Annotated in this window: 13 protein-coding genes and 1 tRNA gene; 9 read left to right on the plus strand and 5 right to left on the minus strand. The window is 68.2% G+C overall.

The features are described from left to right. Positions 1-104: 104 nt before the first annotated feature. The 3 genes from JNK84_RS16615 to JNK84_RS16625 form a co-directional block, all read right to left on the minus strand. Positions 105-1,661, minus strand: a complete 1,557-nt coding sequence (locus JNK84_RS16615; RefSeq protein ID WP_293425790.1) for an ABC transporter substrate-binding protein — start codon at positions 1,659-1,661, stop codon at positions 105-107. Between the two features lie 67 nt (positions 1,662-1,728). Further along, a complete protein-coding gene (locus tag JNK84_RS16620; protein WP_293425791.1) occupies positions 1,729-2,628 on the minus strand; it encodes an ABC transporter permease in 900 nt (299 codons plus the stop codon). 7 nt (positions 2,629-2,635) lie between these two features. Further along, positions 2,636-3,577, minus strand: a complete 942-nt coding sequence (locus JNK84_RS16625; protein WP_293425792.1) for an ABC transporter permease — start codon at positions 3,575-3,577, stop codon at positions 2,636-2,638. 203 nt (positions 3,578-3,780) lie between these two features. Here JNK84_RS16625 and JNK84_RS16630 point away from each other — a divergent pair, with 203 nt between their 5' ends. The 5 genes from JNK84_RS16630 to JNK84_RS16650 are packed head-to-tail and all read left to right on the plus strand — an operon-like array spanning position 3,781 to position 8,560. After that, positions 3,781-4,818 (plus strand): LacI family DNA-binding transcriptional regulator, encoded by a 1,038-nt coding sequence (locus JNK84_RS16630; protein ID WP_293425793.1) that lies wholly within the window; start codon positions 3,781-3,783, stop codon positions 4,816-4,818. After that, entirely contained in the window at positions 4,808-6,211 is a 1,404-nt protein-coding gene (locus JNK84_RS16635) for an amidase (RefSeq protein WP_293425794.1), read from the plus strand. The genes JNK84_RS16630 and JNK84_RS16635 overlap by 11 nt, the downstream gene beginning before the upstream one ends. After that, positions 6,208-7,248, plus strand: a complete 1,041-nt coding sequence (locus JNK84_RS16640; RefSeq protein WP_293425795.1) for an aldo/keto reductase — start codon at positions 6,208-6,210, stop codon at positions 7,246-7,248. Before JNK84_RS16635 ends, JNK84_RS16640 begins: the two co-directional genes overlap by 4 nt. 3 nt (positions 7,249-7,251) lie before the next feature. Then, on the plus strand, positions 7,252-8,106 hold the full coding sequence (locus JNK84_RS16645) for an amidohydrolase family protein (protein WP_293425796.1): 855 nt from the start codon (positions 7,252-7,254) through the stop codon (positions 8,104-8,106). A 1-nt stretch (position 8,107) separates the two neighbouring features. Beyond that, positions 8,108-8,560 (plus strand): RbsD/FucU family protein, encoded by a 453-nt coding sequence (locus JNK84_RS16650; RefSeq protein WP_293425797.1) that lies wholly within the window; start codon positions 8,108-8,110, stop codon positions 8,558-8,560. Positions 8,561-8,668: 108 nt separating this feature from the next. On the opposite strand, the gene JNK84_RS16655 is transcribed toward JNK84_RS16650, so the two are convergent. Next, positions 8,669-9,976, minus strand: a complete 1,308-nt coding sequence (locus JNK84_RS16655; protein WP_293425798.1) for an Hsp70 family protein — start codon at positions 9,974-9,976, stop codon at positions 8,669-8,671. A gap of 175 nt (positions 9,977-10,151) precedes the next feature. Continuing rightward, positions 10,152-10,228, minus strand: a tRNA-Arg gene (locus JNK84_RS16660). A 311-nt stretch (positions 10,229-10,539) separates the two neighbouring features. Here JNK84_RS16660 and JNK84_RS16665 point away from each other — a divergent pair. Genes JNK84_RS16665 through JNK84_RS16680 form a run of 4 tightly spaced genes read left to right on the plus strand, consistent with a single transcriptional unit; the run spans position 10,540 to position 13,517 of the window. Beyond that, positions 10,540-11,379: a transporter substrate-binding domain-containing protein gene (locus JNK84_RS16665; RefSeq protein WP_293425799.1), complete on the plus strand. Its 840-nt coding sequence runs from the start codon at positions 10,540-10,542 to the stop codon at positions 11,377-11,379. A 13-nt stretch (positions 11,380-11,392) separates the two neighbouring features. Then, entirely contained in the window at positions 11,393-12,070 is a 678-nt protein-coding gene (locus JNK84_RS16670) for an amino acid ABC transporter permease (protein WP_293425800.1), read from the plus strand. Further along, on the plus strand, positions 12,070-12,735 hold the full coding sequence (locus JNK84_RS16675) for an amino acid ABC transporter permease (RefSeq protein WP_293425801.1): 666 nt from the start codon (positions 12,070-12,072) through the stop codon (positions 12,733-12,735). The genes JNK84_RS16670 and JNK84_RS16675 overlap by 1 nt, the downstream gene beginning before the upstream one ends. Further along, a complete protein-coding gene (locus tag JNK84_RS16680; RefSeq protein WP_293425802.1) occupies positions 12,735-13,517 on the plus strand; it encodes an amino acid ABC transporter ATP-binding protein in 783 nt (260 codons plus the stop codon). Before JNK84_RS16675 ends, JNK84_RS16680 begins: the two co-directional genes overlap by 1 nt. Positions 13,518-13,528 lie beyond the last annotated feature (11 nt).

Genomic DNA, 13,528 nt, shown 5'->3' on the forward strand with positions numbered 1-13,528 from the left:
GCGCGACTGCTTCGAGGGCGTGGGCTCGGGGTACGACCACCGGGTCGAGGACGTGGATGCCCGGCACAAGGCCGGGCATGACGAAATCGGCGATGGACGGCGCCTTACTTGCTGACGTTCCAATAGACGGGCAGGCCGGCGACCAGCAGACCCTTGAGGCTCGCCTGATAGCCGCGCACCAGCCAGAACTGGCCGACCGGGATATAGGGCACCGTCTCCACCGCCCGCTCCTGGATCTGCCGCGCGATGGCCTGCCGCCCGGCAAGGTCAGGCGCCATGGTGAAGGCCGCGCGCAGCTTCTCGATGGTCTCGTCGCAGGGCCAGCCGAACCACGCGCGGTCGCAGTTGGAGCGCAGCGCAAGATGGCCGACCGGCTCCCACATGTCGGGAGCGGCAGGTCCGGAGAGGAAGGCCGACCAGCCGCCCTGCGCCACCGGATTCTTCGAGGTGCGGCGGCTCGACAGCGTGCCCCAGTCCATCGCCTGATAGTCGACGTTGAGGCCGATGTCGCGCATGGCCTGTGCGACGACGAGGGTCGCCGGGCTCAGCGCCGTCTCGGTGGCGTCGAGGAGCACGATCTTCTCGCCGGCATAGCCGCTCTCGCGCACGAGCTGGCGGGCCGCCGCGACGTCGGCGGGCTTCCAGGCAGCGTTCGAGAAATAGGGCGAGTCGCACATGAAGAACGATGGGCAGTTGGTGTAGAGGCTCTTGTCGTCGACATAGGCGCGCAGCGTCTGCTCCTGATCGACGAGGCGCAGGATCGCCTGCCTCAGCTTCGGATTGTTGAAGGGCGGCTGCAGCTGGTTCATGCGCATGACGCCCTGCAGCGCCGAGAGCCGCCCAACCGCGATGCGCGAGTTGGACTTGACCAGCTCGATCATGTCCGGGGGCAGCTCCTCGAAAATGTCGATCTCGCCGGCCTGCAGCGCGTTCAGCGCCGTCTGCGCGTCGGGCATGATGATCCACTCGACGCGGTCGACATTGGCGCGCTTGCCGCCCGCGAGGCCGTCCGCCGGCTCGGCGCGCGGCACGTACATCGACGCCTTCTGGTAGACGATCCTGGCGCCCGGCGACCATTCCGCGCGCACCATCATGAACGGACCGGAGCCGACGGGATCGGTGATGTTCTGCGTCGCGGGCGTCGCGGCGATGCGCGCGGGCATGATGAAGGGCACCATGGAGCTCGGCTTGCCGAGCGCTTCCAGCACGAGGCCCCAGCGCTCCTTCAACACCAGCGTCACGGTCTTGGCATCGGTGGCGGTCAGCGAGGCTGTCTGGCCCATGAGCTGCTGGCCGAGGCCGTCGCGCTCGCCCCAGCGCTTCAGCGAGGCGACGACATCCTCCGCCGTCACCGGCTGGTTGTCGTGGAACTTCAGGCCGTCGCGCAGCACGAAGGTCCAGGTCAGGCCGTCGGCGGAGACGCTGTGGCGCTCGACCATCTGCGGCTTGATCGCGCCAGACGAGTCCTGCGCGAACAGCGTGTCGTAGACCATGTAGCCGTGGTTGCGGACCATGTAGTCCGACGTCGTGATCGGGTCGATCGTTCGCAGGTCGCCGAAGGGACGAACCTTGAGCACGGTCTGCGCCAGGGCCGGCAGCGCCGTCATGGTCAGCGCCATCGCGGCGGCCGCAACCGCCAATCGTCTCGTCCAGCGGGTCATCTTCCATCCTCCCTGTCTCGTCATGCGTCGCCTTCTCGGCGCTCTTGCCCGTCACGCGGGTGTTCGGTCAGGCGCGGATCTGCCGCGCAAGCTTCGGATCGATGGCGTCGCGCAGGGCGTCGCCAAGCACGTTGACGGTGAGCACGAGGAGCGCGAGCGCGGCGCCCGGAAAGGCGATCATCCACGGCGCGCGCTGCATGAAGGCGCGGGCCTCGGCCAGCATGTTGCCCCAGCTCGGAATGGTCGGTGGTGTGCCTGCGCCAAGGAAGGACAGCACGGACTCGACGATCATCGCGGAGGCGAAGACATAGGTCGCCTGCACGATCACCGGGGCCGCGACATTCGGCAGGATGTGCTGGGCGAGAAGGCGCGGCGTGCGCGTGCCGCCGGCGCGCGCGGCCTCGACATAGGGCTGCTCGCGGATCACCAGCACGGACGAGCGGACGATGCGGGCCATGCGCGGGATCTCCGCGATGGCGATGGCAATGATGACGTTGCGAACGCCGGCGCCGAACAGCGACATCAGCGCGATGGCGAGCAGGATGCCGGGAATCGCCATCATGCCGTCCATTACCCGCATGACGATGCCGTCGAGACGGCGGACAAAGCCGGCGACGAGCCCGATCACGAGCCCGAACGCCCCGGTGACGAGCGTGACCAGCGCGCCGACCGTGAGTGAGATCGCCGTGCCATTGAAAGTGCGCGACAGGGTCGAGCGGCCGATCTGGTCGGTGCCGAAGGGGTGGGCGAGGCTCGGCGGGCGCAGGCGCTGCAACGGATTGACCCGCGCGGGATCGACGAAGAGCAACGGCGCCAGCAGCGCCATGACGGCGAAGAACAGGAGGACCAGCAGACCGGTGAAGATCACCGGATTGCCGCGCAGGAACCTGGCCAGCTTTCCGAACCATTCGCCGGCCGCCTGTATCGTGGTCGCTGTCGGCTGAGGCGGCGCATCGGTCATCGCCATCGCGCCCTCAATACCGCACGCGCGGGTCGAACAGCACGTAGCTGAGATCGACCAGCAGGTTGATGAGCACATAGACGCCCGAGAAGATCAGGATGAGGCCCTGCACCACCGGATAGTCGCGGCGCAGGATGGCATCGGTCGTCAGTCGCCCGAGGCCGGGAATGTTGAACACGGTCTCGGTGACGACGACGCCGCCGAGCAGCGCCGCAATGCCGACGCCGACGACCGTGACAATGGGAATGGCGGCATTCCGCAATGCGTGCCGGACGAGCACGCGCAGCGGCATCAGACCTTTGGCGCGCGCGGTGCGGACATAGTCCTCGGACAGCACCTCCAGCAGGGTCGCGCGGGTGACGCGGGCGAGCAGCGAGGCGTAGAGCATGGCGAGCGCCATGCCGGGCAGGATGAGGCTATTGAGGCAGGCCCAGAAGCCGTTCGCCAGCGGCACGTAGCCCTGGGTCGGGAACCAGCCGAGCCCCAGCGCGAAGACATAGACCAGCAGGAAGGCGATGACGAAGACCGGCGAGGAGAAGCCGATCATGGCGAAGGCCATGACCGCCCGGTCGGTGCGGGTCCCGACCCTGGCCGCCGCCAGCGTGCCGAGCGGCAGGGCGATGACCAGCGCCATGACGATGGCCACCAGCGCCAGAAGGACGGTCGGCTCGACGCGCATGGCGATGAGCCGCGTCACCTCCATGTCGGAGAAAACGGAACGGCCGAGATCGCCGGAGAGGATGCGGCCGGACCACGCGACGAGCTGGTCGATGAGAGGCTTGTCGAGACCGAGCTGCTGGCGGATGGCCTCGATCTGCGCCTCGGTCGCCTGATCCCCCGCGATGAGAACGGCCGGATCGCCGGGTGTCAGGCGCAGCAGGAAGAACACGAACAGCGCCACGAACAGGAGCACGGGCACGGTCGCAGCCAGACGCCGGAGCACATACAGCATCATGACCGCATCGCCCCGTCCGAAAGTGTGCGCCGCACCATGCCCCGCTTCCCCGAAGATCGATTTTTTTGTAAAACGTTTCAAATCAAGCTTGCACAGACATTCCCGCCCATCAAGCGAAATTTCTCTGCTGCTCCATTGCAATCTGCAGGACAGATTGAAAGAATGGCGATGACGAATTGAACCGTTTCAAAAGCGGAGACGCCATGGCCACGATCCGCGATGTCGCGCGGCTGGCGAATGTATCGATGGCCACGGTGTCGAATGCGCTGAACAGCGCCGACCGGGTCAGCGAGGAGTTGCGCGCGCGGGTTCAGGCGGCCGTCGACAAGCTCGGCTACGCCCCCCATCCGGCCGCGCGATCCCTGCGCAAGCGGACGAGCGGGCTGCTCGGGCTCGTGGTCGGCGACATCACCAACCCGTTCTTCTCCGACCTGTTCGCAGCGGTCGAGGATGCCGCCGCCGCGCGCGGACATCTCGTCCTCCTGTGCAATTCGTCCGAGAAGGTCGAGCGCGAGGAAGCGCATCTGAAGATGCTGCGCAGCCAGCGTATCGACGGGCTGATCCTTGCGCCCACCGGCGCGGTCTCGATGAACCGCGCGGCGCTGCTGGCACAGCTTGAGGTGCCGGTGGTGCTGGTCGATCGCGCCATGGACGGGCTCGGCTACGATGCCGTCGTGCTCGACAATCATCGCGCCGCTTTCGAGGCGACAAGCCACCTCGTCGCGGCGGGACATCGGCGCATCGCGCTGATCAACGGACCGGACGTCGTGCGCACCGCGGCCGACCGCCTCGCGGGATACCGGGAGGCGTTGCTGGCCGCCGGCATTGCCTTCGATCCCGGCCTGGTGCGCGACGCGGGCTTTCAGGAAGCGCCGGCCTGCCGCGCGGCGATCGACCTCCTGCGCGCCGACGCGGCGCCGACAGCCATCTTCGCCACCAACAACCTGATGACCCTCGGCGCGATCCGGGCGCTGGCCGATCTCGGGCTGAACTGCCCCGAGGACGTGTCGATCGTCGGCATCGACGACCTGCCATGGGCCGACTCGGTCTCGCCGCGCCTCACCGCCGTAGCCCAGCCGGTGCGCGCCATCGGCGAGACGGCACTGAACATCCTGCTCGACCGCGTCACGGGCAGCCGACTCGGGCCAGGCACCGTTACCGTCATGGCCCCCCGCCTGATCGTCCGCCGCTCCTGCGGCACGCCGTCGCCTTCCGCATCCGAGCCTGCCCATGTCGCATGATCTGATCGACCTCAGCGCGACCGAAATCCGCGCCCGCCTGCGAGCCGGAGAGGTCACATCGGCAGAACTGGTCGAGGCCGCCGCCGCCCGCATCGCCGCGATGGAGCCGAAGATCAACGCGATCCCGACGCTCTGCCTCGAGCGCGCCCGCGCGCAGGCGCGCGCGGCCGACACCGCCCGCGCCGCCGGGCGCGATACGGTGCTGTCGGGCATCCCCATCGTCGTGAAGGACAACAACGACGTCGCCGGCGTGCGCAATACCGGCGGCACGCCGATCTTCAAGGACCGGATATCGACGACCTCCGACCGCACCGTGGCGCTGATGGAGGCCAACGGCGCTGTCGTGCTCGGCAAGTCGAACCTGTCCGAGCTCGGCGACGCGCAGACGACCAATGCCGTCCATGGCACGACGCTGAACCCCTATGATGTCAGGCTGACCTGCGGCGGCTCCTCGGGCGGCTCGGCGGTGGCGCTGGCCACCGGCGAGGCCTGGCTGGCGCATGGCAACGACTATGGCGGCAGCCTGCGCATCCCCGCCGCCTTCTGCAACGTGCTGGGCCTCAGGCCGACGCCGGGACGCGTGCCGCGCAAGCGCCTGACCGATCCCTTCGACACCATCTTCGTCGAAGGCCCCATGGCGCGCTGCGTCGACGATCTCGCGCTGATGTTCGACGCGATGGTCGGCTACGATTCCGGCGACTTCCTATCAACGCCCGCCTCCGGACCATCGTTCTTCGCCGCCGCGCGCGAGCCGCGAAAGCCGGCGCGCATCGCCGTCTCCACGGATCTCGGCCTGCCGGTCGAAGCGCCGATCCGTGCCGTAGTCGAGGCCTTCGCCGAGATGCTCGCCGGGGCGGGCATCGCCGTCCACCGGGGCCACCCGGCAACGACAGGCGCGATGGACGCTTTCAGGGTGCTGCGCGGCGAGAGTTTCTTCGCGACCTGGGAGCCGCTGCTCGACCGGCACCGCGATCTGTTTCCGGCAGCCGTCATGGGCGACATCATGCGCGGGCGCGACCAGCCGGGCCGGGCCATCGCGGCGGCCAACCGCGCGCGCACCGATTTCTACCGCCGCGCCGTAGATTTCCTCGACGACCACGACTTCCTCGTCTGCCCGGCGGCGCAAGCCATGCCGTTCTCCGTCGACATTCTCGCGCCGGAGACGATCGATGGGCAGCCGATGCAGGATTATCTCGGCTGGATCGCGATCACGGCGATCTGGTCGCTGAGCGGCCTGCCCGCCATCTCCGTGCCGATCGGGTTCTCCGATGCGGGGCTCCCCATCGGCGTCCAGATCCTGTCGCATGGCGGCCGCGAGCGAGACCTCCTGCGCCTTGCTGCGTGGATCGAACGGGAACTCTCCCTGCCCGCCACGCCCATCGACCCGCGATGACGACCGCAGCCTCCAGCCTGCCGCCGGTTCCGAGGCTGCCGCGCCGCCGGCTGGCCGAGGGGATCGATGTCAGCCTCATCGGCTTCGGCGGCGCGCCGCTCGGCGATCTCTTCGGCAGGCTGGACGAGCGCGCGGCGCAGGAGACGGTGTCAGCGGCGCTCGATGCCGGCGTGAACCTCATCGACACCTCGCCGCTCTACGGCCACGGGCTGTCGGAACACCGCATCGGCGCGGCCCTGCGCGCGGCCGGACGAACGGACATCGTTCTCTCCACCAAGATCGGCCGCTGGATGGACCCGGCAGCAGCCCCAGGCGACCGCTCCGGCTATGCCGGCGGCCTGCCGCACGGCGCGGTGGTCGACTATTCCCATGACGGCGCCATGCGCTCCTTCGAGCAGTCGCTGCTGCGGCTCGGAACCGACCATGTCGACATCCTGCTCATCCATGACGTCGATGTCTGGACCCACGGGACCGACATGGAGCGGCGGTTCTCCGAGGCGATGAACGGCGCCTATCGCGCCCTCGACCGGCTGCGGTCCACCGGTGCGGTGAAGGCTATCGGCGTCGGGGTCAACGAAGCCGAGATGTGCGCGCGCTTCGCCCGCGCGGGCGACTTCGACGTGATGATGCTCGCCGGCCGCTACACGCTGCTGGAACAGGGCGCGCTCGACAGCTTCCTTCCCCTCGCGCTGGAAAAGGGCATCGGCATCATGCTGGCCGGCGTGTTCAATTCCGGCATCCTCGCCGGCGACGCGGGCCCCGGCGCGCATTACAATTACCGACCGGCATCGCCCGAAATTCTCGCGCGTGTCCAGGCGATCGACGCCATCTGCCGGTCTCACGGCGTGCCGCTCCGGCAAGCAGCCATGGCCTTCGCCGCCGCTCATCCCGCGGTCAGGACGCTCGTGCTCGGCGCCGTGCGACCGAGCGAGATCGTCGCCAATGTCACCGCTGCCGCGGTGGCCACGCCACCGGCACTCTGGAGCGATCTCAAGGCCGCCGGCCTGATCGCCGCCCATGCTCCAACGCCGGCCTGAGCCATGAGGATCGACGCCCACCAGCACTTCTGGCAGGTCGCGCGCGGCGACTATGGCTGGCTCGACAGTGCCCCGGACGTGCTGCGGCGCGACTATGGCGCGGCAGACCTCGCGCCCCATCTCGCGCGCCACGGCATCGGCGCGACGATCCTCGTTCAGGCCGCGCCGACGGTCGCCGAGACCCGTTTCATGCTCGCCACCGCGCGCGAGGCCGGTTTCGTCGCGGGCGTGGTGGGCTGGGCCGACCTTGCCGCGCCGGACGCGTCTTCGGTCATCGCGGAGTTGGCGCGCGACCCGCTTCTCGTCGGACTCAGGCCCATGGTGCAGGACTTGCCCGACGACGACTTCCTCGCCGACATCGCCCTCGGGCCAGCGCTGCGAACCATGGTCCGCCACGGCCTCGTGTTCGACGCGCTGGTTCTCCCCCGCCACCTGTCGCGGCTACTGGTTCTGGCGGAGCGTCATCCCGACCTTGCCATCGTCATCGACCACGGCGCCAAACCCTTCATCCGCGACGGAACAATCGACCCGTGGCGGGCCGACATGGCGGCGCTCGCCGCGCTGCCCAATGTCGCCTGCAAGCTATCGGGTCTCGTCACCGAAGCGCGGGACAACTGGTCGGCAAGCGACCTCGAACCCTATGTCCGGCATCTCGTCGACGCCTTCGGCGCCTCGCGGCTGATCTGGGGTAGCGACTGGCCGGTGGTGAACCGAGCCGGCGGATACGATGCCTGGCACCGCGCGGCGGAAGCGCTGACATCGTCGCTCGCCGCCACCGGACAGGCCGCCATATTCGGCGGCAACGCTGCGCGGACCTACCTCAGGCGAGCCGCGACACAGGGACAATCGGGAGCGTGACGTGCTGAAGGGCCTCGACCCCATCCTCGGTCCCGATCTCCTCTGGGTCCTTGCGGCCATGGGCCATGGCGACGATCTCGCCATCGTGGATGCCAATCATCCCGCCGAGAGGATCGCGGCGGCCACCGTGTCGCGACGCATCGTGCGCCTGCCGGGCCTCACCATGCCGCGTGCGGTGCGCGCGATTCTGTCGGTCCTCCCGATCGACGATTTTGAACCGGAGCCGATCCGGCGCATGTCGGTGGTCGGCGATGCCGATGCCGTGCCGGCCGTCCAGCAGGAGGTGCAGGCCGAGATCATCCGGGTTCTCGGGCGCGACGTCGTGCCGACGGGAATCGACCGCTACGCCTTCTATGCGGCGGCGGCGCAAGGCTTCGCGGTCGTCCAGGTGGGCGACCCGCGGCCCTATGGCTGCTTCCTGATCCGCAAGGGCATCATCACCGGCGCGATGTGATCGCACCCGCGACCAGGCCCACGAAGCGGCTGCGCATCACGATGACCGGCCGGTGGGTCGGCTAGAACGAGGCCATGAGCGGCTCGCCGGACAAGCTCGCGGCGAATCCTACGCGGCAACCGCCCAGTGGTCGGCGTCCTCGGTCAGCCCGATCAGGGCGAGGCCCTGGGCGATGGATTCGAAATGGTCGGCGGAGGTGAGCTTCCCCTCACCGAAGCGCTCGGCGAAGAGGCGGCGAACGGCAGGCACGAAGGAGGTTCCGCCGGTCAGGACCACCTTGTCGACATCGCCCGGCGCGATGCCGGCGCTCACCAGCGCCTGATCGACGCTCGCCATGATGCGTGCGAGATCGTCGTCGATCCACGTCTCGAAATCCGCGCGCGTGATGGTCGAGCGGATGTCCAGCGCACGCTCGGCGAACCGGAACGCGACGGCGTCCTGCACCGACAGCGCGACCTTGGCCGCAGAGACGGCCCGGTAGAGCGGGAAGCCAAGATCATCCTCGATGAGCCCGATGAAGTCATCCAGAGGCGCGGGATCGAGGGCGACGCGCGCAAGCTTCCGCAACTCGCGAAAATCCGCGCTGCCCTTCATCAGCGCGAGTTCGTTCCAGCGGGAGAGCGAGGCGTGGTAATGGAGCGGCATCGGCAGAACCTTGCCGAAGGACCGGTAGCTACCTCCCTTTCCAAGACGTGGCGAGATCACGCGATCGACGATCCGGGAATCGAACGTGTCGCCGGCGACGCCGACACCGGCATGACCGAGCGGTTCGGCCGTCAGGCTACCGCCGGCGCGCGAGAACCGCATGACGGAGAAGTCGCTGGTGCCGCCGCCGAAATCGGCAACCAGCACGACAGCGTCGCCCTCCAGATCGCGCGCGAAAGAAAAGGCCGCGCCGACGGGTTCATAGACGTAGCGGGCGTGGCCGCCGCCGAGGCTGGCGAACGCATCGCGATAGCGCTGCATCGCCAATGCATCATCCGGGCTGGAGCCGGCGAATTGCACCGGTCGCCCGACAACGAGGCGGGCGGCCGAAAGGTCGAGGCCCCCCGGGATATGACGCGCCAACGTCTGCAGAAACGTCACCAGCAGATCCTCGAACTGGAACCGCTGTCCGAAGATCATCGTCGACTGAAAGGCGCGGCTCGCGGCGAATGTCTTGAACGACTGAATGAAGCGCAGTCCGATGCGCTCCTCGAGGAAATGCTCGATCGCCCAGGGACCGCCCTCGACGCGCGGCGGCTGCGCCATGCGTTCCTGCCAGAAGCACAGGGTCGAGGCGAAGACGCTCAGGCTGTCCCCGCCATGGGCGAAGCGGATGGTGCTGACGCGCCCGTCAGCGCTCGCGACGGCGACGACCGTGTTGCTCGTACCGACATCGATGCCGATCGAGGCGGCACGCGGGGCGCTCGACATTGGAGGCTCGGCTGTTTGAGGAGCGCGTGAGATAGCCGCGTCAAACCGGCGTGGCAAGGGCAGGATGGACTGGCCCCGCAGGCACGGCCAGTCTGACAGGCTGACAGGCGATGATCGTTCGGCCCTGTGGCTCTCGGACCAAAAAAAGCGAAACTATCTTTGGCGTCTGAGGAGTTGGCGCACCCGGCACGATTCGAACGTGCGACCTTTGCCTTCGGAGGGCAACGCTCTATCCAGCTGAGCTACGGGTGCATGCCGACGCCGCGACAATCTGGCGACGCGCAGTCTGTGTAGCGGATCAGCCGGTGCGCCGCAATCGCCCTCGCAGCGTCGTGGAATGGCGAATGGCTCGCCGGCAATCCCTTCGTCGCCGCGCGCCGCGGGACAGGCGTGATGCCCGTCCCGGCGACGCATTCCGCGTCTTCGGCAGACCATCCCGCCATTGGCGACGGCGCATCGTCGCGAAGCTGGAACGACCCACATTGTTGACAATCAACAATGTGGGTCGTTCAATCCGCTGCAATTCCCGCGCGACACGCGGGACCGGGATCAGGGAGGGCATCATGACGATCGACCGGCGGACATTCGCCACGGCATTCGGCGTTGCGGCGGGCACCGCCTTCATCAGCCGACCGGCCCTTTCGCAGACTGGCGGCACGCTCGACGAGGTGAAGCGGCGCGGCTCGCTGCGCGTTGGCGTCACGCAGGCCCCGCCCTGGTACTCCAAGGACGCCCGCACCGGCGAATGGTCCTCCGGCGTCGGCGTCTCCGTCGGCAAGGCCATGGCCGCGGCGCTGAACGTGCGTTTCGAACCGGTGGAGGTGACCTGGGGCACCGCCATCGCCGCGCTGCAGGCGAACCGCATCGACATCATGTACGTGCTGGACGCGACCCCCGAGCGCGCGCAGGCGGTCGATTTCCCGAAATCGCCGCTGCTCTACTATTCGCTGGCGGTGCTGGCGAAGGACGACCTCGCCGTCCGCAACTGGGAAGACCTCAACAAGCCGGACGTTCGGATCGCCGTGCCGCAGGCGACCAGCATGGACCGGTTCCTTTCCGCCAATGTCGCCAAGGCCGCCATCCAGCGCTTCCCCGGCAATACCGAGGCGATCGCCGCGTTCCAGTCCGGCCGCGTCGAGGCGGTCTGCCTGTTCCATCCGCCGCTGATCGCAGCGCGCCAGCGCCTCGGCGCCGGCAAGATCGTCGTGCCGCAGCCGACCCAGTCGAACCCGTCCAGCGCCGCGGTCCGCAAGGGCGACACCGCCTTCGTCGAATGGGTCGATGCGCGGATCACCGAGTACTACAATTCGCGGCAGATTCAGGCCTGGTACGAGGAGTTCCTCGCCGGGTTCGGCCTCGATCCGAAGGCGGCGCCGCCGATCATCAAGGAAATGCTCGGCTGACGCGGCGGCGGGCATGTACGCCTGGGACTTCACGCCGGTCCTCGCCAACAGCGACCTGCTGCTGGCGGGCTTGCGGAACACGCTGGCGCTGACCGCCGTGGCGCTGGCCGGCGGCTTGCCGGTCGGTCTCGCGCTGGCCCTGGCGCGCCTGTCGGGGAAACGGCTGCTGTCGGCGCCCGCCGGCATCGTCATCGAGGTGTTCCGCACGACGCCGCCGCTCGTCCAGCTGTTCTGGTTCTATTTCGGCCTGCCCATCGTGCTGAACGTCGAGATGACGCCCCATCTCGCGGCGGCGCTGACCTTCACGATCCAGTCCGGAGCCTTCTTCGCGGAGATCTTCCGGGCCGGCATCGTCTCCGTGGACAAGGGCCAGCGCGAGGCCGCCCGCGCCATCGGCATGAGCGGCGCTCAGACCATGGGGCGGATCATCCTGCCGCAGGCGGTGAAGCGCATGTTCCCGGCCATGATGGAGCGTTCCATCGAGCTGATGAAGACCACGACGCTGGTCGCCACCGTCTCCTATGCCGATCTGCTCTATCAGGCGAACGAGCTCGCCCAGAAGACCTTCCGGCCGCTGGAGGTCTTCACGGTCGCGGCCCTGATCTATTTCGTCACGATCTCGCTGTTCAGCGCGCTCGGCGCGCTGGTCGAGCGACGGATGGCCGCGAGCGGCGAAATGGCGGCGCGCTGATGGCCTATCGCTGGGACTTCACGCCGATCCTCGACAACTGGCAGGCGCTGGCGTTCGGCGCCGTCGGCACCATTCGCCTGTTTCTCGTCTGCCTCGTCCTCGGCCTCGGCTTCGGGCTCCTCGTGGCGCTGGCGCGGCGGTCTCGCCACGCGCCGCTGCGCTGGCTCGCCATCGGCTTCATCGAGTTCTTCCGCAACACGCCGGTTCTGGTCCAGATTCTCTGGTTCTATTTCGCGCTACCCATGCTGGTCAGCGTGGAGATCAGTCCGTTCATGGCGGCGATCCTCGGCATATCGCTGAACTCGGCGGCCTATTCCGCGGAGATCTATCGCGGCGGCATCCAGTCCATCGAGCCGGGGCAGTGGGAGGCGGCGCGCTCCATCGGCATGAGCGGCCTGCAGACGCTGCGCCGCATCGTCCTGCCGCAGGCACTGCGCCGCGTGCTGCCGGCGCTGACCAATCGCGGCATCGAGATCTTCAAGATGACGACGCTCGCCTCGGTGGTCGCCTATGTCGAGCTGCTGCATCAGGGCAAGCTGGTCGCGTCGCTGAACTTCAACCCGCTCGAGGTCTATACGGTCGTCGGCGCACTGTTCTTCCTCATCCTCTACCCGCTGGTGCGCGCGACCTACGCGCTCGAGCGGCGCCTCGCGCGGAGCGACTGATGGCCGGTCCCGTACTCAGCCTCAAGGGACTCGGCAAGCGCTTCGGCGGAAGCCCGGTCTTTTCCGGCGTCGACCTCGACGTCGCCAGCGGCGATCGCATCGCCATCATCGGCGCGTCGGGCTCCGGGAAATCGACACTGCTGCGCTGCATCAACTTCCTGGAGCGGCCTGACGAGGGCCGCGTGATCCTCGGCGGCGAGCCGGTCGGCGAGGCGCGGGAGCGCAGCGACGGGACGGAGATGCGCTATGACGAGCGTGCGCTGAACCGCCTGCGCCAGCGCGTCGGCATGGTGTTCCAGCAGTTCAACCTGTTCCCGCACATGACGGTGATCGGCAATGTCATGGAGGGGCTCGTCACCGTGAAGCACCAGTCGCGCGACGAGGCCCGGCCGAAAGCGCTGGCCGAACTCGCCCGCGTTGGCCTCGCCGACAAGGCGGAAGCCTATCCCGCTCATCTCTCGGGCGGGCAGAAGCAACGCGTCGCCATCGCGCGCGCGCTCGCGATGGAGCCGGAGATCCTGCTGTTCGACGAGCCGACCTCGGCGCTCGATCCGGCTCTTGTCGGCGAGGTCCTCAACACCATCCAGTCGCTCGCCGAGGACGGCCGCACCATGCTGCTGGTCACCCACGAGATCGGTTTCGCCTACCACATGGCGACGCGCGTCATCTTCGTCGCCGACGGCGGCATCTACGAGCAGGGCACGCCGGACGAGGTGCTGAAAGCGCCGCGCCGGCCGCTCACCCAGGCCTTCATCGCCGGCCATCGCCGGTTCAATTTCTGACGGGAACAGTG

Origin of the sequence: Phreatobacter sp. (assembly GCF_016793595.1) — a bacterium.
Taxonomy (GTDB): Bacteria; Pseudomonadota; Alphaproteobacteria; order Rhizobiales; family Phreatobacteraceae; genus Phreatobacter.

What these genes read in the sequence shown, in the direction of transcription:
- JNK84_RS16615 (WP_293425790.1), bottom strand. Translation starts at nt 1,661, where the DNA reads ATGACCCGCTGGACGAGACGATTGGCGGTTGCGGCCGCCGCGATGGCG.
- JNK84_RS16620 (WP_293425791.1), bottom strand. Translation starts at nt 2,628, where the DNA reads ATGGCGATGACCGATGCGCCGCCTCAGCCGACAGCGACCACGATACAG.
- JNK84_RS16625 (WP_293425792.1), bottom strand. Translation starts at nt 3,577, where the DNA reads ATGATGCTGTATGTGCTCCGGCGTCTGGCTGCGACCGTGCCCGTGCTC.
- JNK84_RS16630 (WP_293425793.1), top strand. Translation starts at nt 3,781, where the DNA reads ATGGCCACGATCCGCGATGTCGCGCGGCTGGCGAATGTATCGATGGCC.
- JNK84_RS16635 (WP_293425794.1), top strand. Translation starts at nt 4,808, where the DNA reads ATGTCGCATGATCTGATCGACCTCAGCGCGACCGAAATCCGCGCCCGC.
- JNK84_RS16640 (WP_293425795.1), top strand. Translation starts at nt 6,208, where the DNA reads ATGACGACCGCAGCCTCCAGCCTGCCGCCGGTTCCGAGGCTGCCGCGC.
- JNK84_RS16645 (WP_293425796.1), top strand. Translation starts at nt 7,252, where the DNA reads ATGAGGATCGACGCCCACCAGCACTTCTGGCAGGTCGCGCGCGGCGAC.
- JNK84_RS16655 (WP_293425798.1), bottom strand. Translation starts at nt 9,976, where the DNA reads ATGTCGAGCGCCCCGCGTGCCGCCTCGATCGGCATCGATGTCGGTACG.
- JNK84_RS16665 (WP_293425799.1), top strand. Translation starts at nt 10,540, where the DNA reads ATGACGATCGACCGGCGGACATTCGCCACGGCATTCGGCGTTGCGGCG.
- JNK84_RS16670 (WP_293425800.1), top strand. Translation starts at nt 11,393, where the DNA reads ATGTACGCCTGGGACTTCACGCCGGTCCTCGCCAACAGCGACCTGCTG.
- JNK84_RS16675 (WP_293425801.1), top strand. Translation starts at nt 12,070, where the DNA reads ATGGCCTATCGCTGGGACTTCACGCCGATCCTCGACAACTGGCAGGCG.
- JNK84_RS16680 (WP_293425802.1), top strand. Translation starts at nt 12,735, where the DNA reads ATGGCCGGTCCCGTACTCAGCCTCAAGGGACTCGGCAAGCGCTTCGGC.